Source organism: Maribacter orientalis (genome assembly GCF_900109345.1).
GTDB lineage: Bacteria > Bacteroidota > Bacteroidia > Flavobacteriales > Flavobacteriaceae > Maribacter > Maribacter orientalis.
In genome coordinates this window covers 1-23,474 of sequence record NZ_FNZN01000004.1, presented here as the reverse complement: position 1 = coordinate 23,474, position 23,474 = coordinate 1, and the positions used below count along the sequence as shown (strand labels likewise).

General features: G+C 35.9%; 24 protein-coding genes. 4 read left to right on the top strand and 20 right to left on the bottom strand.

Translation table 11 applies throughout. The features are described 5' to 3' along the window. Window positions 1-132 precede the first annotated feature (132 nt). The 10 genes from BMY56_RS09810 to BMY56_RS09765 form a co-directional block, all read right to left on the bottom strand. Entirely contained in the window at window positions 133-603 is a 471-nt protein-coding gene (locus BMY56_RS09810; protein ID WP_091624441.1) for an OsmC family protein, read from the bottom strand. Between the two features lie 290 nt (window positions 604-893). Then, window positions 894-1,118 carry a hypothetical protein gene (locus tag BMY56_RS09805; protein WP_091623354.1) on the bottom strand — a complete coding sequence of 75 codons (225 nt, stop codon included), beginning with the start codon at window positions 1,116-1,118 and terminating at the stop codon, window positions 894-896. Between the two features lie 122 nt (window positions 1,119-1,240). Further along, complete coding sequence (locus BMY56_RS09800) at window positions 1,241-2,857, bottom strand: M28 family metallopeptidase (protein WP_177170952.1); 1,617 nt, start codon at window positions 2,855-2,857, stop codon at window positions 1,241-1,243. A 247-nt stretch (window positions 2,858-3,104) separates the two neighbouring features. Next, on the bottom strand, window positions 3,105-5,141 hold the full coding sequence (locus BMY56_RS09795) for a kojibiose hydrolase (protein WP_091623349.1): 2,037 nt from the start codon (window positions 5,139-5,141) through the stop codon (window positions 3,105-3,107). A gap of 163 nt (window positions 5,142-5,304) precedes the next feature. After that, window positions 5,305-5,892 (bottom strand): alpha-ketoglutarate-dependent dioxygenase AlkB, encoded by a 588-nt coding sequence (locus tag BMY56_RS09790; RefSeq protein ID WP_091623346.1) that lies wholly within the window; start codon window positions 5,890-5,892, stop codon window positions 5,305-5,307. A gap of 236 nt (window positions 5,893-6,128) precedes the next feature. Further along, a complete protein-coding gene (locus BMY56_RS09785; protein ID WP_091623343.1) occupies window positions 6,129-7,409 on the bottom strand; it encodes a hypothetical protein in 1,281 nt (426 codons plus the stop codon). A gap of 232 nt (window positions 7,410-7,641) precedes the next feature. Further along, window positions 7,642-8,040 carry a hypothetical protein gene (locus tag BMY56_RS09780; protein ID WP_143057807.1) on the bottom strand — a complete coding sequence of 133 codons (399 nt, stop codon included), beginning with the start codon at window positions 8,038-8,040 and terminating at the stop codon, window positions 7,642-7,644. Window positions 8,041-8,176: 136 nt separating this feature from the next. Continuing rightward, on the bottom strand, window positions 8,177-8,485 hold the full coding sequence (locus BMY56_RS09775; RefSeq protein WP_091623338.1) for a type II toxin-antitoxin system RelE/ParE family toxin: 309 nt from the start codon (window positions 8,483-8,485) through the stop codon (window positions 8,177-8,179). Further along, entirely contained in the window at window positions 8,478-8,729 is a 252-nt protein-coding gene (locus BMY56_RS09770) for a type II toxin-antitoxin system ParD family antitoxin (protein WP_091623335.1), read from the bottom strand. Before BMY56_RS09770 ends, BMY56_RS09775 begins: the two co-directional genes overlap by 8 nt. Before the next feature lie 201 nt (window positions 8,730-8,930). After that, window positions 8,931-10,007 carry a serine hydrolase domain-containing protein gene (locus BMY56_RS09765; protein ID WP_091623333.1) on the bottom strand — a complete coding sequence of 359 codons (1,077 nt, stop codon included), beginning with the start codon at window positions 10,005-10,007 and terminating at the stop codon, window positions 8,931-8,933. A gap of 205 nt (window positions 10,008-10,212) precedes the next feature. Here BMY56_RS09765 and BMY56_RS09760 point away from each other — a divergent pair, with 205 nt between their 5' ends. Next, window positions 10,213-11,310 carry a sensor histidine kinase gene (locus tag BMY56_RS09760; protein ID WP_091623330.1) on the top strand — a complete coding sequence of 366 codons (1,098 nt, stop codon included), beginning with the start codon at window positions 10,213-10,215 and terminating at the stop codon, window positions 11,308-11,310. Beyond that, on the top strand, window positions 11,307-12,035 hold the full coding sequence (locus tag BMY56_RS09755; protein WP_091623328.1) for a LytR/AlgR family response regulator transcription factor: 729 nt from the start codon (window positions 11,307-11,309) through the stop codon (window positions 12,033-12,035). The genes BMY56_RS09760 and BMY56_RS09755 overlap by 4 nt, the downstream gene beginning before the upstream one ends. Before the next feature lie 159 nt (window positions 12,036-12,194). On the opposite strand, the gene BMY56_RS09750 is transcribed toward BMY56_RS09755, so the two are convergent. Beyond that, window positions 12,195-12,707 (bottom strand): VOC family protein, encoded by a 513-nt coding sequence (locus BMY56_RS09750; protein ID WP_091623325.1) that lies wholly within the window; start codon window positions 12,705-12,707, stop codon window positions 12,195-12,197. Between the two features lie 157 nt (window positions 12,708-12,864). Between BMY56_RS09750 and BMY56_RS09745 the strand changes: the two genes are divergently transcribed. Continuing rightward, window positions 12,865-13,140, top strand: a complete 276-nt coding sequence (locus BMY56_RS09745; protein ID WP_218144564.1) for a winged helix-turn-helix transcriptional regulator — start codon at window positions 12,865-12,867, stop codon at window positions 13,138-13,140. Between the two features lie 238 nt (window positions 13,141-13,378). Here the strand turns inward: BMY56_RS09745 and BMY56_RS09740 are convergent, their stop codons facing one another. The 4 genes from BMY56_RS09740 to BMY56_RS09725 form a co-directional block, all read right to left on the bottom strand. Then, window positions 13,379-15,472, bottom strand: a complete 2,094-nt coding sequence (locus BMY56_RS09740) for a PQQ-dependent dehydrogenase, methanol/ethanol family (protein WP_091623320.1) — start codon at window positions 15,470-15,472, stop codon at window positions 13,379-13,381. Window positions 15,473-15,648: 176 nt separating this feature from the next. After that, window positions 15,649-16,323: a DUF6090 family protein gene (locus BMY56_RS09735; protein ID WP_177170951.1), complete on the bottom strand. Its 675-nt coding sequence runs from the start codon at window positions 16,321-16,323 to the stop codon at window positions 15,649-15,651. A gap of 35 nt (window positions 16,324-16,358) precedes the next feature. Then, window positions 16,359-17,066: a DUF6090 family protein gene (locus BMY56_RS09730; protein ID WP_143057806.1), complete on the bottom strand. Its 708-nt coding sequence runs from the start codon at window positions 17,064-17,066 to the stop codon at window positions 16,359-16,361. Between the two features lie 417 nt (window positions 17,067-17,483). Next, entirely contained in the window at window positions 17,484-18,806 is a 1,323-nt protein-coding gene (locus BMY56_RS09725) for a serine hydrolase domain-containing protein (RefSeq protein ID WP_091623312.1), read from the bottom strand. 369 nt (window positions 18,807-19,175) lie between these two features. On the opposite strand from BMY56_RS09725, the gene BMY56_RS09720 reads away from it, so the two are divergent. Beyond that, window positions 19,176-20,144 (top strand): IS110 family transposase, encoded by a 969-nt coding sequence (locus BMY56_RS09720; RefSeq protein ID WP_091623309.1) that lies wholly within the window; start codon window positions 19,176-19,178, stop codon window positions 20,142-20,144. Window positions 20,145-20,303: 159 nt separating this feature from the next. Here the strand turns inward: BMY56_RS09720 and BMY56_RS09715 are convergent, their stop codons facing one another. The 5 genes from BMY56_RS09715 to BMY56_RS09695 all read right to left on the bottom strand — a co-directional run. Then, a complete protein-coding gene (locus tag BMY56_RS09715) occupies window positions 20,304-20,627 on the bottom strand; it encodes a type II toxin-antitoxin system PemK/MazF family toxin (RefSeq protein WP_091623306.1) in 324 nt (107 codons plus the stop codon). Further along, complete coding sequence (locus tag BMY56_RS09710; protein WP_091624438.1) at window positions 20,618-20,863, bottom strand: AbrB/MazE/SpoVT family DNA-binding domain-containing protein; 246 nt, start codon at window positions 20,861-20,863, stop codon at window positions 20,618-20,620. Before BMY56_RS09710 ends, BMY56_RS09715 begins: the two co-directional genes overlap by 10 nt. Before the next feature lie 487 nt (window positions 20,864-21,350). Then, complete coding sequence (locus BMY56_RS09705) at window positions 21,351-22,367, bottom strand: serine hydrolase domain-containing protein (protein WP_091623304.1); 1,017 nt, start codon at window positions 22,365-22,367, stop codon at window positions 21,351-21,353. Further along, the gene (locus tag BMY56_RS09700; protein WP_091623301.1) at window positions 22,364-23,134 is read right to left on the bottom strand and encodes a DUF6090 family protein; all 771 of its coding nucleotides are present in this window, start codon (window positions 23,132-23,134) and stop codon (window positions 22,364-22,366) included. Before BMY56_RS09700 ends, BMY56_RS09705 begins: the two co-directional genes overlap by 4 nt. Before the next feature lie 55 nt (window positions 23,135-23,189). Beyond that, window positions 23,190-23,474: hypothetical protein (locus BMY56_RS09695; protein WP_218144559.1), on the bottom strand; the 285-nt coding region annotated here is incomplete at its 5' end.

Sequence of the window (23,474 nt, the reverse complement as noted above, 5' to 3'; positions counted from 1 at the left end):
ATTAGGGAATGCTACTTTTCGGTTAGTGATCAGTGTGTTCTTCTATTCGGATTTGAATACTTTTGAAAGTATGTTTTATTTTAAAAATAAAAACCAAATAATGTAGCAATAACAGATATAGCTTGCGTCTACTTATTCAACCGAGGTATTTGGTTTATGTTCAATTTTGAAGTTGCAAGAATTTGCAATAAAGCACATTTTATTCGCTTCTTCGTGTAACTGGTTTGCTTTTGTTATCCTATTTAAATTTGTGATAACCACTTTAGGATGTAATGTAACTCTAGTAAATTTACCACTTCCATTGTCGGTTTCTTCCATAACACCTGTTGCATGGTCAACATACTCAGTAACTATTATTTTATGCACAGAGCATAAATGTAAATACCACAACATATGGCAAGCCGATAATGATGATAGAAATAGGTCTTCGGGGTTATATCTTGTTCTATCTCCAAGAAAAGATGGGTCAGATGAGCCTTTTATTTCTCCATACTTTCCGTTAGAAATAATTTTATGATTTCGGTTGTAAGATTTATAGTCGCGCGTACCATTGCCTTCATTACCTGTCCATTCTGTTCTTACTTCGTAATTATGTTCTTTCATAAAAGATCGTAACCATATTTCCTGTTTTAAAAGTAGTAAATGTCTATGAACTATTATCGCCATAAATATGAAATTGTAATTCATATTCATGGAGTCTTTTACCAAAAAAAGTGTATAAATTGTTTAGTCTCTTTCAAGGAATATGAACTGAAAATTTCACATAGAATTTTGGCTGTTGCAGCCATAACACTAAACTAATTTGTTTGCGTTATTTTCTCAATTGCACCCAATCACTTTGTTTTTAAGGAGACTGGTATTGGTATCATAAGAAAAGAATACGGTACTTTAAATTATTCTAAAATTTCGTAGTCGATACTATGTTTACGCAGAGCTCTTAAAGCAGAGCCAGAGTTTTTGTCTTCTACATCAATAACAACAGCGTCACCTTCTAAAAGTATATCTGTAAGCTCATTAGATAATGATTCATTAACGTTCAATGAAATCTCTGAAATACATTGCGATATTGCCCTTCTATCTGGTCTCTGAGCATCGCAAGACAATAAGTTTAATTTCATAACTATAATTTAGTATTGCAATATAAGGGGTAAAAACTTTGTACCCGCCTGAATGTACCTTTCACTACAGACGGGTTTTGTTTGTAATACTATTTTAGTAAACCTACTTAGTGCACTAGTTTTTATTTTCTGGCCGCTTTAAATTCACTTCCATTGTACCATTTCGGAAAATATTCTTCATTAGATAATTTAACACCTACATTAAAAAATAGTTGTAAATCTAATTGAACACCACTTAAATCTGTCGTTTCAGGATTGTATTCATCTGAAGGTTGATGGTATTTATTAATAAGATAATTATCGTTGTATTTTTTTATTTCTTCCATACTATAATCAAATCCTTCATGAGAACCACTTGCATACAAGGCAGGGATTCCTATTTTCGCAAAATTAAAATGATCTGATCTAAAGAAATATCCTTTTTCGGCTTCTGGATCAGGAATAATGTACCTGTTTTGTTTAGTGGCGGCTTCTTTGGCATATTCATCCATTTCAGAATGACCAAAACCTGTAATTGTTAAATCTTTCATTTTCCCTGGACTCCCCAGCGCATCAATATTAATGTTTGCGACGGTTTTCTTAGGATCAAAAATCGGGTTTTCTGCATAATAGGCAGAACCTAATAATCCTTGTTCTTCCCCTGTGACAGCTATAAAAACAATAGAACGCTTGGTAGCTTTAGATTTTTTGAATGCTTCGGCAATGGCTAATAAACTTGCCGTACCAGATGCGTTATCTACTGCTCCGTTGTAGATTGAATCACCATTTATAGCTTTTCCAACTCCGAAATGGTCCCAATGACCTGAGTATATAATAAATTCGTCTTTTCTGTCTGTACCAGGTATAAGGGCAACTACGTTTTTAGAAACGTCTTTTTTGATTTTGTTTTGAATTGAAACGGATACGTTCAGACCTAATGGGATTGGCTTAAAATTTTTATTGCGAGAAAGGGTTTTATAATCTTGACCTTTCATCGTTGAAACAGCAAACATTTTTTTTGCGCTTTCACCACTTATCCATGACTCTACATTTAAAAGGGGTAAATCACTTTCTATAATTAACCTAGCGCCACTCCAACCAGATTCAATTACATTCCAACCATAAGATGCTGGCTCGGTATCGTGAATAATTATGAGTCCATCTGCACCTTGTCTTGCAGCTTCTTCATATTTATACGTCCAACGTCCATAGTAGGTCATTTCATTTCCTTTAAATACGGTTGAATCACCAGATTTAAAACCAGGATCGTTTATTAAAACAACAGCAGTTTTTCCTTTCCAATCCATACCTTTATAATCATTCCATCCATATTCAGGGGCAACAATACCATAACCTGCAAATACAAGCTCTGAGTTATCAAGATTTACATCAGGTTCCGATTTATTTGTTGTTGCAACAAAATCTTTTAAGTATTCTAAATCAAAACTTTCATTTTTTCCTGAAATAATCATTTTTTCTGATGGAGTTCCTGTAATTTCTACCATTGGAACATCTTGAAAAAAACTAGTACCATTTCCTGGTAAAACCCCTAATTTTTCGAACTCATCTTTTAGATAGTTTACGGTCTTTACTTCTCCTTCAGTAAATGGTTTTCTTCCTAAAAAATCATCGGATGCTAGACGCTCAATATGATTATGAATAGTTGTTTGGTTAACCTCCACTAAATTTGACGTGTCTTTTTTGTCGTTGTCACAACTAATAAAAAGTACTATTATTAAGAATTTTAAGTATTTCTTCATGATTGATTAATTTGAGTAAATAATTACTAATGGTTGAGCTATGAAAAGTATAGGAGCAAACTGGCGTTTGCTTTCCACCACGCACAAAGCGATTTTTTTGGTTTTTTGTCCCACATCAAAATCCCATCCCGATAGCTAATGGGAATGCGGAGCTCATAAAAATACGCAAACCTTCGCTTAAAGCTCATAAGCCCGTATTAATTTTAGCTATTGTTGGTAAATCGTTTTAGTCCCTTTCATTATTCACTTATCTATCAATTCGATAGGTTTTTTTACTGGGACCAACACCTTTTATGGTCAGTGATTTCCATTCTTTTGGGAGAATAGGATTTTTTTGAATAATTCCATCATCGGTGATATCTAAACCACCAAAACCAAAAAGAACACTTTGTAACATACCACCCGCACCCGTTGCAAAATATGAAAAGTTAGACGTGGAGACTTCAGAAAGTGCACCAAAAGGAGCTTGCTGATTAGGTACGTAACTTTCCTTAAAAAGACGGTAGGCATTGGTTACATCACCTTGTCTTGCATATAATACAGAAAAAATTGACTTCCCCATTGCAGGACCTTCTTTTGATAATTTTGGCTCGTAATATTTCAAGTCTTTTAGTATAGCCGCTTTATCATTAATTATATTGAGCGGAAAAGAAAGTAAGTTGACATCTGCTTGTTTAATGATTTCCCCATTATAATTTTCATGTTCTTTAGTAGTACCGTCTTTAAGTTTTAGGATTTTAATTTTTTCTGAAACCAATTGCCACGTTGGGTTTGGTATTTCTCCAATTTCTTTAGCGGCTTTTATTGCAAATTCCAAAGCAGTAATAGCCGCCCCATTTGTAAAAGCATTGTCATTAACATTAGGTGCAAACTCATTGGCCCCAACAACATTATTAATAGAGTAACTGCCATCATTATTTGCATTAACCCGACTTACCCAAAAATCGGCTACTTCTTTCATTAGAGGATATCCCTTCTGGGTTAACCATTTCTTATTTTGAGTAACCCTATAATAGTTCCAAAATGCAATTGCTATATCTGCTGTTATATGATGTTCAAACGGACCGGTAAGTGCAAAAGGTGGTGTAGCTTCCTCGCCAGTATCATCACTCTCCCAAGGAAACATAGCCCCTTGGTAACCATAATTTAATGCTCTCTTTTTTGCAGGTTCTAATCTATCAGAACGATAATTAACTAAAGAACGTGCAATATTTTGATTAAACATTAGTAAGGGTGGAAACATCCAAAGTTCGGTATCCCAAAATATATGTCCATTATAAGGTGTTTGTAATGAGAGACCCATAGGGGCAATACTTAAATCAGAATCACCACGACCAAAAGCATACAAATGATAAAGTGCCAACCGAACGTCTTGTTGCGATTGTAAATCTCCTTCAATAATAATATCTCCCTCCCATAATTCATTCCATTGCGCTTTATGTTGAGCTAATAGTACTACTTTTGAATTCAATAAATTGAAGATTACCATTCTTTCCGATTCTGATTTTGGGTCAGAAAAATCTTTGGTAGTGCATTGCGCACCAGTCCATGCAAATTCTAAGTTTTCATTTTTCTTGATATTGTAATCAAACGATAAGGTGTTTTCATAGTCAGATATAACGTTGTGATTTAATTCTGGTCGTTCATGTTCTCTAGAAGAGTTTATGTTGTGCCATATGAATGTGGCAGATGTACTAACAAGATGTTTTTCAAAGGGACTTTTCGCTACGGATTGAAGAATAGGCATCGTTGTTTCAACATCTTTTAATATTTGAAATGTGTTTTTAGGGGTTTGGTATTCTTTTGGCGTTAGTATTTTCCCTGTAACTTTCACATCAATTTCTTTGCTAGCCTGAATACTAACATCGATATATCCGGTATACTGCAAATTACGAAGGGCATAAACGGTACATGAAATTTTCGCCTTGTCTTTGTAGTCAAAAGTAGTTGTCAATGCCGCATTTTTCATATCCATTGTTTGCTGCCAATTGGTGATATTATCTTCTGTGATTTTTTCGCCATCAATGTGTATATCAAGATTACCGAAATTCATACCGTGAAGAATCTGACTAACTTTTAAGTTAGGGTCAACATCATAGACGTTGTTAAGCACAACGTGTTGTATTTGAAGAGGCTTTGGGGAGCTAAGCATTCCTATTCTACCATTTGCAATAGCAATTCCTGTATAATCTGAATTTTCATTTGTGCTAATATGCCAGCCGTCATTTTGAGCGGATATTATTGAACTGGAAATAAATAATACTATGAAAAGTATTTTTTTCATTATTGTTTGTTTTTTAAATGAATGCATACGTGGTTGTAAATGGTTCGTTACGTTGTTTAGCGCTCTTAATTTAGCAAATACAATCCGAAAAGAGAATCCGAGAGGATTGTCGTAAATAGGCTGCATTAGCTATTAATTTTATAAGGTTTTAGGCTCTTTTTATTTATTGAAACTCAGGTTCCCTGAAAGTAATATTTATTCTTCCTTGTTGAAATTTAGAATTTTGAAGTAAACTGTGGGTATACCTTGATTGACAGTGAGCTCCCATTACTAGTAAACTTCCATTTGCCAAATCTAAGTTATATAGTTCATTGCTGATTTTATCTTTAAAACTAAATTCACGTACTTCACCTAAACTAATGGAAGGCAAAATCGTATTAAATCCTGATGTTTCTTGATCACTATGATAAGGAGCAAAATAATTTCCATCTGGATAATAAAGACACATGGCAAGTTCAAATTCCTTTTTCAATAAGTCTTGGACTTTTTCTTTTAATTTTTTTAGTGACCCTCTCCATAAAAATGATTTTCCATGAATTTCTTCAGGATGACTATTCTCATTAATAAGTCTTTCACTTGCGAATAAAATTTTGAAGCTATCAGTTTTTATCAATTTTCCACCAGCATTTATAATTATCCTCGACTGGTCTAATTTGTAATTTTCAATTAAACTAGTATAAAGTTCGTTGGACTCTTCTTCACTCAAAAAGTCTGCGACATAATCGACTTCACAATTCAAAGGTAGTTTCATTTATAATATTGTCTTACGGTTTATGTAATTGTAGTGCGGGATTAAAAGTGATGAACTTTCAAAACCGCACGGAGTCAATTCGTTTATTCATTATTTCAAATTTTTCGTCAAATCGTCAAAGACGAATTGGCGGTTTTGCAATAACGAACTACAGTTGGATTACCCACTGAAACCTGCATTACATTTACATTTTGCTAGCCTATCGTTATTTATTTATTTTTTCAATTCCTTTTTTCTTAATTAAATTGAATTGATCTGACATAAATAGTTTTTCCTTCACCGCCTAAAAAAACGAAGGCAAGCGGTGTTTTTATGATTTTCTTATCTGCCGTTTTAAATTTCTCCACAGGTATTTCATAGGTTTCCCACTTATTGCTTAATGTAATATCAACTCTTGATTCTGTGCCATCAGGAAGATCATATTTATCTTTTATCGCTAAAGCGAACTGCTCACCACCAATGGCCCCCTTCATTTCAAGGATTACCTTTTTGTATTTGGTAAAATCCATTTCAGTTACGCGATTATTCAATGCGTTAATAGTAAAATAAGGGGAGCCCCAGTCAAACGTATTTTCAGGATAGGTCAAAATCATAGCGTCATCCTCGAATGTTATACCATCAAAAAACTTGCTACTTGATTGTGCGTATACTACTCCAAAATCTGACGGTATTTTGCCATTGACTAAAAGATTTAAGACATCAACTTCTGCATAGGAATAGAAAGTACCACTAAAATCTATTTTGGTCTGTTCATCAAAATTCACCTCTCCTTTTTCCACCATTTCAATGTATTTTTCTCCAAGAATAATTTGCTGATCGTATAAATCAACCATATCTAATTCTTCAAAGCTTTTAGCAAATAGTGCTATCGTATAGTCATCGTTTAAAACATCTAAAAACTGCTCTTTAATATCACCTGATTCCATATATTCCCAGGGCCTCTTAAAAAGTGTACCGACTTCATTTCTGAATTTATAGGACCATGTTTGAAAATCAGTTTTCAATGTCTGATTATAATCTTCCTCCTGTTGGTGTAAACGTTCGGCTGCAGCATAAAACGAATTAAGTAACAATTCGATATCCGTACCTTGAAGTTTACTTAGATAAATTGAATTTTTTAACGCATCGAAAGCACTAAGGTTGGGTTGGTAATAAATGATATTATTTAATTCACCAAAGGTATTGGCTATAAAAGCGTAATCATTAAAACCAAATACTTCTTTTTGAGAATCAATATAGGTGTTGAAAATAGAATCTGCCCGAATGCCAATATTTTCTCTTCCCGTTCGGATTAATTTTAAATATCTGATATCCGATTGAATAGCACTGGAAATACTTTTCTTCAGCCCATTCAGTTCTGCTGACTGAATACGCTCCTGATTCCAGATATTGATTTGCAGTGCAATTAAAATGCCTATAACTACAAGAATAATTTCTCCGATGGCATATCTCATATATTTTAATGGTCTGTTATCATCTGCCAATTTCTTACGTATTTTTCTAAAGAATTTTATCATTGGTTATTGGTTGGTCATAATGAAGCACAACGGTTTAGCTAAGCGTAGTGCGGAGGTAAGGAAACTTTTCGTTTCCGTCTGCGCACGAAGCCAAAGCTTATTGTTTAGTTTTATTTTTTCTTTTCCAAAGCTAAATCCATAAGATTTAGCGACTTTATAAATATACACAGACCTTTTGATTTAGCCCGAAAGTCCGCATTACGTTTAGGTTTTGTTGTGTGTAGGCTTTTTATTATACAACTCGCTTTTCTTTTATAAATCCGACCACAACCAATGGTAAAACCGTCAAAAATCCAGAAATCATAAATCCTAAAAAATATGGATTGGGGTCTCCTCCTTTGTCGTCCCACATAAAGGTCAGAAATGAATTAAAGAAGAATACTGTCAAAATCGCCCAAAGCAATTTAAATCCAGTTTTATCCGCCTTGTAAAATCCATAAACTGTCACAATTCCACCAAGTAGATTCATAAAGTTCAATATTTTGAAATCTTCAATCCCAAATACATTTTCAAATGGATAAAGATAAATCGCACTTCCTTTCAATAAGATAATTTGAATTATAGGTACAAATGAACCGAGAACTAATATTCCCATTAAAGTTAGCGGTATTAAAGTGTCTTCTGTTTTCATTTTTAGCTTACACACAACGTTACGTGTATGGACTGTAGCGCGGATTCGTTACGGAACCCAATAAACAGATACTTGCCAGAGGAAAATCCGCAGGATTTTCCACATGGGTAGGAATAAGCCATGGTTTATACACTTCTTAAGTTTGATTTTCAGTTATCCCTTTTTTTAAATCCATTCTCTCGTGCAATATTCTGGTTATTTCAACATAGTTTTCATTTAAAGTTCGGTAGAAAATGATATGTCGATTTGTTTTGATTCCGAATAAACTTGGAGTAATTCCATCATAGTTTTTTCCTAGAAGCGGATTGTCTGCAATTTCTTGACAGCCTGAAATTAGCATTTCGTAATATTTATCAGCTTGATTTTCAGACCAGACCTCGAAAGTATACTCCCAAATCTTTGATAAATCCTCAATTGCTTTATTCGTCAATTTAAATTCAGCCATTTGAGTGCTTCTTTGCTTTTAGAGATTCAAGATGTTTTTTAGGGTCAAAATCGTGAGTAATTCCGCTATCGATTCCGTCTTGGATTGCGTTTCTCAATGCAATTACTTTACTTTCTTCTTCTTCTAAAAGTCTCAATCCCGCGCGTATAACTTCGCTGACATTTTTAAATCGACCTTCTTTTATTCGACTTTGAACGAATTGGTCAAAATAATTTCCGAGTGATATTGATGTGTTTTTGTTCATTTTAAACTATTTGACTTAAATATACCAAAAATTGGTATAAAAACCAAAATTCTCAAATTACACACAACGTTTTGCATATGGCTTGTGGCGGTTTCAAAGAGCTTTCCTGTGCACCGAAACCAAAGCTAGCTATGGAGCAAACCTTGCAATCAACCGTTCACCCGTCATAAGCTATATGCGTTGTTGTAAAGCGTTTTTAATTTAATGCTTCACAGCCAATTCCGCTATTTCTCTTGTAAGCTTGGTTGGCGAGTTACAAAGGCAATTTGTTAACCCAATTACATAAATATCTAAATCAGGGAAATAAACACCCATTGACTTGAAGCCCCAAACTGCACCTCCGTGTTCAAAAGTCTGATTTTTATTTATAGTTTTAATATGCCATCCATAACCATAGTTTGTATGCTCTCCATTATTCAATGTATAATTCGTAAATGCTTTTTTAGTAGTTTCTTTACTAATTAAAAAGTTGTTTTTTATAGCTTCTTGCCACTTAAACATATCATCAACTGTAGACATCAAACCACCTACAGAATAAGCTAGAGTAAGACTAAAATCCATTCTGTTAATATAGTTATCATTCTTTTGGTACCCTGAAGCTCTATTTTGAATAACCTCTCTCTGACTTGCAAACTGTGAGGCTGTCATCTTTAATTTTTTAAAAATTTGTTCCTCAACAAAATTAGCATAGGACTGTCCAGTTATTTTTTCAATTATATAACCTAAAATCACATATCCTGAATTATTGTATTCATATTTTTCCCCAGGAACAAAATCGATAGGCTCGTTTTTAGAAAAATCAATCAACTCTAAAGGAGTCAAATCTTTTTGCGAAATTGCATTTAGACCTTTAACTTTAGTATAATCTTTAATCCCTGAAGTATGTGTTAATAAGTGATGTATTGTTATTTTATTTCCATTAGTAGGATAATCAGGAATAAACTTGGTTATTTCGTCATCCAAATTCAGTTTACCTTTTTCCATAAGCATTAAAATGGATATTGCAGTAAATTGTTTTGTCATAGAACCTATTTTGAATACATTGTTCGTTTTCATTGGAACATTCAACTCTAGATTAGCAAGGCCAAATGCTTTTTTATAAATGACACTTCCATTTTTAGAAATCAAGAAAGTTGCTCCAGGAGTATTGCCTGAGTATTTTTCCTGCAATAAACTATCAATTTTGGTTAAATTTTGTGCATAACCCATTGATTGGAAATTTAGAGATAAAACAGTAATTACAACCAATAGAAACTTTGTGTAAAGTGATTTTTCCATTTTTTAATATTTTAATTTTCAGCTAAATAACAGGCACTTTTAATCGTTACAAAATGAAAGTCACCAATGGCTCTTTTTTATACATTAAAGCCATCAATCCCTAATTTTTCGCCAAATTCTAACGATAGAAGCCGTTTGTGACAAACATGAAGCCTTCATGCCAAAAATTATTATTGAATTTTATAAACTTTTATATTCGTGAGCTATGGGCATAACAAAACATATAAAAGTTGGAATTATTGAGGCCTTGTTAATGGTTTTATTGTTCAGTGTTTTTATTTATCCCAGATTACAGGGTATCGAAGATTATGTGTTTATATATCCTTTTAACCTTAAGGATGGTAGTATATATTGGGCACTTTTTTTTTCAATATTATTTGGTGGACTGCTATTTTTTCTAAATATATATTATGCCATTCCTAAGTACCTAAAAAATAAACAGGTTAATAAATACATCCTGAGTATTATATTATTGTTTTTCGGATTACTAGGACTCGAATTTCTTGCAAAAATAACATTACAAGCCTTTTATAATTTGCCAGAAAATGTTGAACTTTTATATGGTGTAGATTATAATAATCTCCCTAAGAGACGAAGTCTTGAATTTCCTATTGGAATAAGAAACCTTGGATTTTTAGCATTATCCTTTGGATATCGATATGTTAAAGATTGGAAACAACTTATGGAAGAACGCACCCGACAGCAAACTATTTTAGCAGAAAAATGGAAAGTAGAGCTCAAATATTTAAAATCTCAGGTAAATCCACATTTTTTATTCAACAATTTAAATAACATATATGCGATTACGAAACGGAATAATGACACGGAAGCTTCTGAAGCCATAACCAGACTCTGCAGTCTAACCCGTTTTATGCTCTATGACAGTAGCTCTAAATACATTCCTATAGCTAAGGAAATTAAGTATATCCAAGATTATATTGAAATGCAACAATTACGTTTTGCCGATGAGGAAGTAATTGTAAACTTAAAGCTAGAAGGTGATATAGAGCATACAAATATTAGTCCTTTTATATTAATCCCTTTTGTGGAAAATGCCTTTAAATATGGTGTTAAAATACATCAAAACAGCATTATTAGAATAGAAATTAAAATTATAAAGGGCAGCTTGGTTTTTAACGTGCGAAACAAAATTCAGCATAGTGAAAATAATCATGTATACTCAGGAATTGGAATTACCAATGTTAAAAAAAGGTTACAACTGGTATACGCAAACAATTATGAACTTAACATTAATAATGATGAGAAGTACTTTGAAGTACGGCTACGAATAGATAATTTATGATTGTAAATTGTGTCATAATAGATGATGAGCCAGCGGCCATAGAAGTGTTATCAGATTTTGCTGATAGAACTCCAAATTTATCCCTTTTAAGTACTTTTAGGAATCCATTACAGGCCTTGGGCTTTATAAGAGATAATAAGGTCGATCTTATTTTTCTAGATATCAATATGCCGGAACTTAATGGTATGGAATTATTAAAAGTATTGATTCATCCACCATTGGTTATTTTTACCACGGCTTACACAGAATATGCAATAGAAAGTTATGAAAAAAATGCGGTAGACTATTTACTAAAGCCAGTAACTTTCGAGCGTTTTCTTATTGCGGTTAATAAGGCTCAAAGGCTTTTAATGAATATGAATCCTGAGGTCATTGACTCCACTCAAACTTCGAATGCAAATGAAGAAATCATCTACCTTAAGAGCGGGACAAAAACACATCGTTTAGTACTAAATGATGTTCGCTATTTGGAAAAAGATGGCCATTATATTACCTTTTATCTAAGCGACAAAAAAGTGGTTGCACGTTTAAGTATGAAAGATGTTTTTGAAGTAATCTCAAAAACAAAATTCATTCAGGTACACAAGTCGTATATAGTTTCTATTTCCCATGTAAACACTATTGAAAGGCATCAAATAAAAATAGAAGAAGCCTATATTCCCATTGGGAAAACGCACCGAAAAGCCGTCCATGCGTTTTTTAAATCGGATTTTGATACTAATTGATCTTAATCAATTAGTATTCTTTCATTATGGATAAGTCTACTGTTATTCTTAAGTTCCATTGTTCCAAATCCATCAATTTAGATATATTTCATAAAAACTTATTTTCCAAATAAACACTTGCCAAAGCAATTAATTATACACGGTGTTACCAACTGGTTTTTATTTTGAATAAGCACCTGAAGAATATGTCAGTTCATAACTATGAGTGTAGATTTCAAATACAATTCCAAATGGGTCTTCAACATAACACATTTTAAAAGGCTTGTCATTCGGATAGTATTCTCTGATTGGCATTCTTTGTTTTCCTCCATAAGCCAAAATTTTATCTATGAGTTCTTCAATATTTGGGTCTTGTACACAAAAATGAAATAGACCAGTATTGAAAGGATTAAATTCAGGTGCTTCTTTAATTCCATTTGGAAAAGAAAATAATTCTATTCCAATTCCGTCAGAAGTTGCTAAATGAGCAATTTCAAATTCCGTCCAATCGTTTCCAAAAACGTCAATGCACATTTGACCAATAGCAGTTTCCTTTTCCTTTTTGACTTTTGAAGGCTCCATAATTATGTACCAGCCCATTACTTCTGAATAGAATTTCACAGCTTCTTTTATATTTGGAACTGTTATTCCGATATGCGAAAATGATTTTGGATAATTTTTATTAGTAGTCATAAGTTATATTTTAGATTGCAAAATTAATCTATATTTGCCTAATCGGCAATAACTTACTAAAAAGTGGTATACTTACCTAAACGAGTAAAATACTGATAATCAATAATATAAAATTTAAATTTTGAATAAAGATAATAGTTGTCCTTTGAATTACACAATGAATTTAATAGGGACAAAATGGAAACCTTTAATTCTATTTCATTTATTAGAAGGCGGTTTGCGGTCAGGAATATTACAAAAGAAAATTCCAGGGATTTCAAATAAAATGTTTACACAAACAGTAAGAGATTTAGAAAAAGATGGGCTTATTTCTAGAAAAGTTTTTCCTGTAGTTCCTCCTAAAGTGGAATACAGATTAAGCACTAGAGGGAAATCACTTGAGAATATTTTAAGAAGTTTGGATAAATGGGGTTTGCAAGATAGTCAAGATTAATTAAATGTGCTCGATTTCAATCTTGTTGTCTTACGGTTAGTATAAGAAAAGTAGGGCTGTTGTCAAGCGATGTTCTTTCGGTTTAGCCATAAGCCAAATCTTTTGCATTTTGTTTTTACTTTATTTTCCTAAAAGCCAAATCAAAAGATTTGGCGACTTTGCAAGTAAGCCCAAACCCTTTGTTTAAGCTTTATTTACTCTATTTTTTTTATACATTGTTAGCACCTCGCCATTATTTCTATTCTTGTCCAATTAATTTTGTTCTTTGTTGCTTTGCATTTGATAATATATAATTTTTAATGTCATTAATATTTTGTTCTGATAACCTATCATTAAACTTAGGCATTCCGTTTTCAAGAAAAATTCCATCTCCAACTATTTGAGTAAAGGATTCGAATATTTCTGGTTTGGAGTAGCTCAAGTTGGGGATAACGCCATCTCCATGACAAAATCCGCAATATCTACCAAATAAACGCTGCCCATTTTCAATTTGTTCTTGTGTAGCATCAAAATCGAGATTGATGAGATCTCTTGGTTCCTTAGCTGGAAAAGTTGGAGGGGCTTTTTTACCACCAATTGCAAATGTATAGATACCTCCAGGGTTTATTTGATCTACGTATTTAACCCAAGTCGCCAAGCCACCTCCCCACCCAGCTACTAGGGTAACATATTGAGTGCCATCGACCATATACGTAATAGGAGGAGCGACTATTCCGGTTTGTAATGGGAAATCCCACAATTTATCACCAGTCATAGCATCATAGATTTTGAAATCACCCTCGCCTGTTCCTTGAAACACTAAGTCTTTAGTTGTAAGTACTCCGGCATTCCAAGAAGATTGATGAGTTACACTCCAAATTTCACGCTGTTTGACTGGATCCCATGCAATCAATTTGCCAACGGTTTCCGGGATTAAAGAATCTTGAACTACTGGGCTATTCGCATCGTATCCGGTGCCTGTATTCCATGATTTTCCATCATCTATAAATTCGAATTTTTTATTTTGTCCATAGAAATTAGAACCTTCTCTGGCAGGGATATAAACCAAACCTGTCGATTTATTAAATGCCATAGGATGCCAATTATGAGCACCAATTGGATGAGGAGCAATGTATGCATTAACATCTTTATATCTGGCAAAGGAGCTCTCAATGGGGCGTCCTGTTTCGTAATCAATCTTCTTAGCCCAATTGGTATAAACAAATGGTTCGCCCGATATGAAATCTCCGTTTGTTCTGTCAATGACATAGAAGAAGCCATTTTTTGGTGCTTGCATCAAAACCTTTCTCGGTTTGTTTTCAATTTCTAAATCTGCTAAAATTATTGGTTGGGTAGCGGTATAATCCCAAGATTCGCCCGGTGTAGTCTGATAATACCAGTTCATTTCTCCATTATCTGGATTTAGGGAGACTATTGAAGAAAGGTATAAATTGTCTCCTCCTCCGGGACTTCTGATTTCTCTGTTCCAAGGAGAGCCATTCCCCGTTCCAATATATAATTGATTTAGTTCGGGGTCGAACACAATCGCATCCCAAGCTGTACCTCCACCTCCAAATTTCCACCATTCTCCTGTCCATGTATTAGCTGCTTTTTTCATCGCATCTGATTCAAAACCATTTTGAGGATTATCAGGAACAGTATAAAATCTCCATACCTGTTCACCAGTTATTGCATCATAGGCAGTTATATAACCTCGTACCCCATATTCTGCCCCACCATTTCCAATAACTATATTTCCTTTTACAATTCGAGGAGCTCCGGTTATTGTATATCCTTTGTTTTGATTTACGGTTAAAACTTCCCATTCTTTTTTACCGGTAGCAGCATCAATTGCGATTAGCCTGCCGTCAAAAGCACCCAAATACACTTTTCCTTTGTAAAGAGCTACTCCTCTGTTTACTACACCGCAACAGCCTTTTTCACCATATTCTCTTGGAACTTCAGGGTCAAAAGTCCAGATTACTTCGCCTTTTCTTACATCAATCGCATAAACCATACTCCACGTTCCTGTCAAATACATAATGCCGTCTACAACTAAGGGTGTCGCTTCCAAGCCTCTTGTAGTTCCCAAGTTTATGCTCCAAACCAATCCTAAACTATCAATTGTAGATTTATTAATTTGGTTAAGCGAACTATATCTGTCTTCTTTATAATTTCCTCCGTGGGTTAGCCATTCATTTTCTATGGTTTCAACGGTTGCTAACTTGTCATCATCGATTCCATTTGTTATGTTTTTTATATGGTCAGGAGATCCAGAATTTGGTGTTTTTTTACAATTAATAAAAGCACAAGAAATCAGAATTGTAAGAATGTAAAATTTTGATTTTTTCATCTTTTTTATTTTTTGGTGGGTGCTAACTTTGTTGTGTATGGTTAGTTGCGTGGTTAAGCACTTAATTTAGCAAATAAATCACAGATAGAATATTCCGAAGGAATGTTCGTAAGTCGGCAGTGACCTAGCAATGAAATATACACGGCTTAAGTTTTTTATGTGAATCAATTTCGTTGTTATTCAACCTTGGGTTTAGTCAATCGGACGATCTCATTGATATGATTTTCAATAGGTTCTTCCTCTATGGCTTTAATAACACCTCTTAGATAATTTCTTCGGCTTACAATCATATTTTGAAATTTTATGGTATTTCTTGTGGCGAGATTCATTGCTGTGTCTTTTCCTGTAGTATCGAATGCATCTCTGTAATAAGGCCAAAGGAAGTCAGTCAAATAGTCATAGTAGACTTTTTCATCTTCTTTATAGTCGAGAAACACATCTTTCCAGGAGACTAAATATTTCTGTAACTCTTCATCTTGAATTAATTGAAGAGCATTTGAATTGACTACAGATTCTATAGAGCCAGAATATGGGTAATAGGTCATGCCTTCCATTTGTAAGTTGTATTTCTTATAAGCTGCATACTTTAGAGAATCATTACCTAAAGGAAATAAAGTAACCAATTTTTCCAACCCTTCAAGCGCCCGATAGTGAATGGCTTTAAGAGAATCAAAATCCACTTTGTTATGGACAAAATCTCTATGGATATTGTCTAAAAGTTTGCGCTCGCTAATGCGGTCTTTGCGGTCTTGATTCCAGTTACTTACTTGTAATGCTAGAAGTATCCCAATCATGACCAGTACAATTTCTCCAATAGCATATTTAAAGTACTTCCCAGTTTTATTTTCCATAAGTAAGTTTTGTCTAATTTTTCTAAAGAAATTTATCATTGGTTAGCGGGTTTTGAAAGCTCGATAATTCGGTCGATGGTGTTTTTGATCTGCTCTAATTCAGTTTTTTGGCTTGAATCATTTCCAGATCCTAATATATCTTTCAAATGACTCTCTCTGCGGAAAAACACAGTCTCGAACTGTAAGGTAGAAAGAAAGTTTATGTCAACGCGTTCATCTTCATAGTCGTGATCCCACCCCAGCGATGGTGTTAATTCAGCAATTAAAAAATCCCAGTTGTCTTTTTTTGCCAATTCTTCTTCTTCCTTATAATCGGCAAGTACATCTTCCCATGAAACAAGAAGTCTTCTTAATTCAGTATTGGATATAAGCTCGAAGGAAGAGGTGTTCACAAGTGAACGAATCACGCCTTGGGATGGGTTGAATGTATAAGAACGTGCCCAATAATTCTTCTTCTCGTAGAACGTATCTAAATTAATTTTTTTTGGGTCGATCGGAAATTGAGCAATTACGTATTGTGTGCTTGCCATGGCCAACTCATGTGTGGCTATTACCTTTTCTAATTGCGCTTTGTTTTTAACGAATTCGTCATGTAGCGCTTTAAGCAGAAGTTCTTCTTTATTTGAGGCGATACGTTGCTGATTCCAATTGTTGACCTGCAAAGCCAGCAGAATACCAATCATGACAAGAATAATTTCTCCTATGGCATATTTTAAATATTTTCCAGTTTTATTTTTCTCCATAAGGTCATAGCGTATTTTTCTAAAGATTTTTATCATTGTTTAATGGTTGGTCATAATGAAGCACAACGGTTAAGGCTATGTGCAGTTTTAATGGCATATAGCCTGTGTTATCGGTTGGATTTTTGATATTCCTCATTTATTTTCTTCTTTTTTGCTAACGACAAGCTTCAGCTGCAGCCGCATCACATAGCAGCGAGCGGAGCGAGCACACCTTCGAGCGGCTGTCAGTTGCAAGCAATGTTAGGCGGCACACGGGAGCCACGAGTAAAAGGAGGCGCGGCCCCGTTGGGCGCAGTATCTGAGCACACTGGCGCAAAGGATGGGCGCGTGTTGCAATGCTCCGTTTGCGGCAGCTCAGGGTTGACCCATTGCCGTTCACGGTTACGCACGAACGGGCAGACAGACGCTGCGCCTCCGTCATCTTGTTGCCGCCACTTTCATCGCCAGGTCGATGAACCGTTTGTCCTTTGCCACCAGGTAAGCTGTCCCTGGCACGTTCCCCGCCGCGGCGGAGCCAGTGCCGGCGCTCGTCGAGTGCATCGATCCCACGTTACTGACCACGGCCACCACCACGTCTGTACCCTCGACCCAGTAGAACGATCCAGTGAACCCCAGCACGTCGCCGTCATGCCCGATGACCGCGAGATCGCCCGGATACGCGCTGCGAAATAGGCCGTGCCCCACCTGTTCCCCTTCGCCCGCCGGAGACCACTCGGTCATGAACTTCATGCTCGCAGGCTTGAGCAGTCGGCCATCGCGAAGCGCCGCGGCGTAGCGCGCGAGGTCCCGCGCTGTAGCCACCATCCCACCGGCCGTCCACTCCACCGAGAGATTTGAGCTGCTGGCGTCGATCAAGCCCGGGCGAACCTCGGGGAAGGCGGCGTTCAGTCCGGCGTCCTCTTGGAAGGTCGGAGTCGCCCAGTGATACCGGTGCGCCAGCTGCCCTGGGGGAATGGGCTCGAAGCCTTCAAGATGGATGTCCTTCAAGCCGAGTGGCGTGAGGATCCGCCGATGGATCTCGTCCACCGCCTGATTGCCGGTCACCTTCTCGATGACCATGCCGAGCAGTGTGAAATTCGTGTTCGCGTAGCTGAACTTCTCACCTGGCGGGGCCAGCGCCGCTTGCCCTTTGATGTAAGGGAGCGTCGCCGTCTTGTCCCAGATGCGGGCCGGCTCGAGCCGGTCGCCCCGACCCTCGTGGATCCAGGCGGGGTCGTCCTCCCAGCTGCGCACTCCTCCAGTGTGGTTAAGTAGCTGCGCTAGTGTGGCTTTCTCCGCATTGGGTATTCCATCCACCGCCGCCCCCAGCAGACTCGCCGCCGTGGCGTTGAGATCCAGTCGCCCTTCCTCCGTCAGCTGCAAAATCACGACGGCCACGAAAGTCTTGGTAATGCTGCCGATGCCAAAGAGCATCTCGGGGCGTACGGGCGCGCTCGTCTGCAGGTCCGTTTTACCGGCAACCCCTGTCCAGAGGACGCTGTCACCCGTTGCCACGGCGGCAGAAATTCCAGGAATGCCAGAGGCGACGGCCTCGTCCAGGAGCGCTTTAAGCTCGGACGCGGCGCCGCGTTGGTCAGGCGAGCGCTCGGCCTTCCCCGCAGTGCACGCCGAAACGACGACCAGGCTTGCGAGTGCGAGCGCCCACTTCATCAGCATGATTGCTCCCGGTGGATTCTGGTCCTGACACTTCAAGACCGCTATGCCGCCTTGGTCTAATAATCGAGGTTTATTCTCTGTCATATTATTTCAATACTTTTGCTTCTCCAAAATCTTACCGATAAGGTGTTTGTGTATGGTTAGCTGCGTGGTTAAGCAACTAATTTAGCAAATAAATCACAGATAGAATATCCCGCAGGAATGTTCGTAAGTAAGCCTGCGCTAGCAATGAATTATACACGGCTTAAGTTTGATTCTCTTTAAATTGATAGTATAATCAGAAAGAACAAAAGAGAGAATTAAGGTTAGTATACACGGTGAAGCTTTAGACTTCGACAACATTGATAATCCTCTCTCTTTTACTACTTGAATCACGTTCAGTTCTGTGAGACCTTGATCTCGTTTTCAAGTTGTTGTGATACCGGTAGCCAGTTCTTTCATAGATCAGTTCCTATGAATAAATATAAAGAAACTTTTGGAGTTGACATCAGTAAGGATGTCTTTGATGTGCACGGTAGTTCCCAAGGTCACAACCGGTACAAGAACTATGAACCCGGTTTTAGGAAGTTCCTTAAAGAATTACCTGAGAGTTCATTGGTGGTAATGGAAGCTACCGGTCATTATCATTACAGGCTTGCACAGTTTCTTTACAAAAATGGAGTAATCGTATCCGTTGTAAACCCTTTGTCCATTAAACGTTTCATCCAGATGAAATTGGCCAAGGTAAAAACGGACAAGAGCGATGCGAAGGCTATCTGTGAGTATGCATTGATCAATGAAGTCCCTCTTTACAATGCTTTGACGGATACCCAGAGTGAGTGTCTACAATTGTTCAGATTATTGGACACCTATTTAAAACAACGTACGGCGACCAAGAACAAGATCCATGGAGAAGCTGTTTTGGGCATACCCTCAAAGTTTGTTTGTCGTTCCTTGATACGTAACAAAAAGCAGCTTGATAAGGAGGTGGTGGCCATCGAATCAGAGATTCTATCATCGGTGAAAGTGGATCAACAGGAGCAATTGACCTTGTTGACCTCTATACCTGGAATAGGGCAAAAGACTGCATTGTTTCTAATAGTTGTGACCGATGGTTTCAGCAAGTTCGAAGCGGTATCACAGCTTTGTAGTTATGTTGGTATTACCCCAACGATACGTGAGTCGGGTAGCAGCGTAAGAGGTCGTGCACGGATAAGTAAGGTCGGTAATAGAAAGCTGCGTAATTTATTGTTCCTGTGTTCTTTCAATGCCTGTAAGCACAACAAGGCTTGCAAGGAAGTTTACGAGCGTATCGTGAACAAGGGGAAAAGCAAGAAATTGGCATTGATAGCAGTTGCTAACAAACTATTAAAACAGTCTTTTGCTATTGCAAAATCTGGTAGACCATATGATGAAACTTACGTTTCCATACTGCCTAGATAAATAGAAGATAGATTGAATAAAAAAAGCTCAAAGAATCAAGTTGTGGAATCTATGAGCCTAGAATAATAATGTCCCAGATTAAAGAAGAATTTATTTGTTTTTTACCTCAGTTCTTTGTTGTCATTAGTACTTTCTCGAAATGCTATTCCGTTCCTGTTTTTAGTCCACGAAGGTCTCACGAATAATATCCTTACATTTTTGAATCTCGGATTTCGTTAATCGGTCGAACTTTTTTATTATCCGTGATTTGTCAATCGTCCGAATCTGGTCGATTGCAACCATACCTTTCTTAGCATTATGTTCCACCTGAATTCGAGTCGGGTATTTTTTCAGGTTCGTTGTCATTGGTGCGACAACGATTGTATTCAAATACTTGTTGATTTCATTGGGCGATAAAATTACACAAGGACGTGTTTTCTTGATTTCGCTGCCAATTGTAGGGTCTAGATTTACGAGAACGATGGAATATTGTTTTAATTCCATTCCTCAAAGTTTTCGTCTTCGAATACATCGTTGAACAATAAGCGGTCGTCATTGTTTTCCCGCATTTTTTCAAACGCTTTGTCCCAATTTTTTCTCGGACTATCGATTGGTTTCAGGATTATTTGTCCTTTTTCCAAAATCAATTCCACTTTGTCCTTGATATTATACTTTTCCAATATTGTTTTGCTTAAACGCAAGCCTTTGGAATTTCCGATTTTTATAATTGCTGTTTCCATAACTTTATTTACGTACATACAAAGTTATTACATTTTATCGAATACGCAATTTTTTTTTAGTATGTTCGTTAATATACATTGTTTACAAAAGTTATAGATTAGAGTTTACACTAAGTTAGTTTAGAAGATAGTTTTTCCATAATTATTGATTGAAATATTCATAAATAAGAAAGACACTTACTAGTATTAATCCAATTATCCCTCCACATTTCTTTATATTCATGGATTTCCTTGAATAATCGTTCTTGCCTAAAGATGTCCGAATTCGTAATTCTCTTATACCTAATACTAATGATATTAAAAGAAGTAAAACAGCACCTAAGAGTTTTAATTCGTTATTCATATTTCAGCTTGTTGCTAACGGTCTAGGCTATGAGCAGTTGGAGATTTTTACACCCTAACTTTTCGGTTTAGCACTAACCTTTGTTTAAATCCATATTTTATGTTTAACCACTAAAACCCCAATTGCTTATAGCCATTGTTGTGGCTAGTTTTTCTTTCTAATTATTTTCACAATTCGGTTAATTATAATTTCGGACAAGTTCCATTCATACCCTTCAAAGTCTGTTGTGTTTATAAACTGAACTACCACAGCATCTATATCTTTATGGTATTCTGCGAGACTTTGATAGCCAATCACTAAACCACCGTGATTATATTCATAAGGATATAATTCCTGTTCTCCTTCTTTAAATACAGAACCATCATTCAAAGCTCTTAGAAATGTTCCAACATCCTCTGCGGTTGCTAACATTCCAAAGTCACGGGCTTTAAAATCTTCTTCAATTCCTACATAATATCCGCTCATTACATCGTCTAAATCAACATCGTTAATCGAAAAAAATGTATTTTTCAATTCAAGAGGTTTCAAAATTTTTTCTTTGATATACTCGTTATGATTGTATCCTAAAACCTTATCCAATATCTTACGAAGTAATAAATAATTCGTGTTTGAATATTCATATCCTTTGTCTGGTTTAAAGCTAGCAGGAAGGTCTAAAGCAAAATCTAAGGCATTTTTGCCATTTTCTTCTTCGTTTTCCCAAAACGCTGGATTATCAGTGAAATTTGGAATACCCGAACGGTGTTGAATCATCATTTTCAATGTGATTTCATCGGCATTTTCTATTCTTCCTTTTAGTTCGGGAAGATAATCGGCTAATGATTTATCAAAAGACAAACGCTTTTCTCTGACCAATTTCGTAGCTGCTACAGCTGTATACAACTTACTAATACTAGCAATTTTGAACAATGATTTTGGGTCGGCTGGAATTTTCTTTTCTCTATCTTTCCAACCGCCAGTATAGAACTGGGGTTGTTTTCCTGCTTGGTCTACGTAAACAATCATACCATCAAAACCGTAACCTATTGCTTCATCTACTTGTTCTTGAACGGTATCTGGTAGCGGTAAAATCCAAGCCTTTACCAAAATCCAAGGCACAAAGAACATTGAGATTATTGTTCCAACAAGTAATAAAATTTGAATGATTCTTTTCTTTTTCATTGACTTAAATTTATTTCTTCATTGATGAGTTTTAAAATAGAATCTAAATCATTCATTAATGGATTGTAATGTGCCTTTTCTGTTGCAATACTTGTGATGATGAACAAGATAATATTATTCTCAAATTCTTTAGAGTTTAGCAAGGATAAATTATTGACTTCGTTTTCTGTTTTGGGTAAGCCAAAATTATTGCTGACTCCCGCTTGCTGAAAAACAGTATTTAAGCTGTATTTATCTGTTCTAAACATATCAAGAACTTTTATCCTTTGATTGCTGAGTTCTTCCTCTTGCCTTGATATATCCTCTAGAGTAGAAATCCAATTGGTGAGTTGTTTTCGTAATTCTGTATTGGATAGATTTTTCAGGTTTCCAGAATTAATCATTTCGATTAACAATGAGTTGTTAGAATTAAATGCCACATCGTCTGAAAATGTTTCTACAAGCAATTTAGAAAACAATGATTCTTTTGTAAAGTCATTATTTTGGGTAGATAGCTCTACTATTTTTTTTGCTCCCGAATAATTCTTTTTATTGATGTTGATTAATTCCTCAAGTTTCCATTTGCTTATCTCAAATTCTTCTTTTAACCCAGTTAAATAAATTTGCTCGGTATTCTTATCTATTCTTTTTTGATTCCAATTATTAATCTGTAAAGCAATTAAAATCCCAATGACTACCAATATGATTTCTCCAAAGGCGTACTTTAGGTATTTAGATTTTTTATTGTCTAAAATTAGCTTATGTCGTATCCTTCTAAATAATTTCATTCAGTTTTTAAATGTTCGTTAATATACATTGTTTACAAAAGTTATAGATTAGAGTTTACACTAAGTTAGTTTCTAACCTCACTGATTGTTCTTTTTTTCTAAACACATGTTCATCAAAGTATCCTAAAAATACGTTTCTATAAAATACCCTCCAAATACCATTGCCAATGTCCAGGGCCCCGATATGTTTACCTTGGAGCGAAGCGGAAAGGTAAACCCAATTGTAGGCCTTCCATCTGATGGCTCCATTTTGTGTAACTTTTAAGACTTTCATTTTGGAATCGTAATCAAAGTGGGGTATTTTTTCTGGGAATGGTCTTGTTGAAAATTCATGTACCGA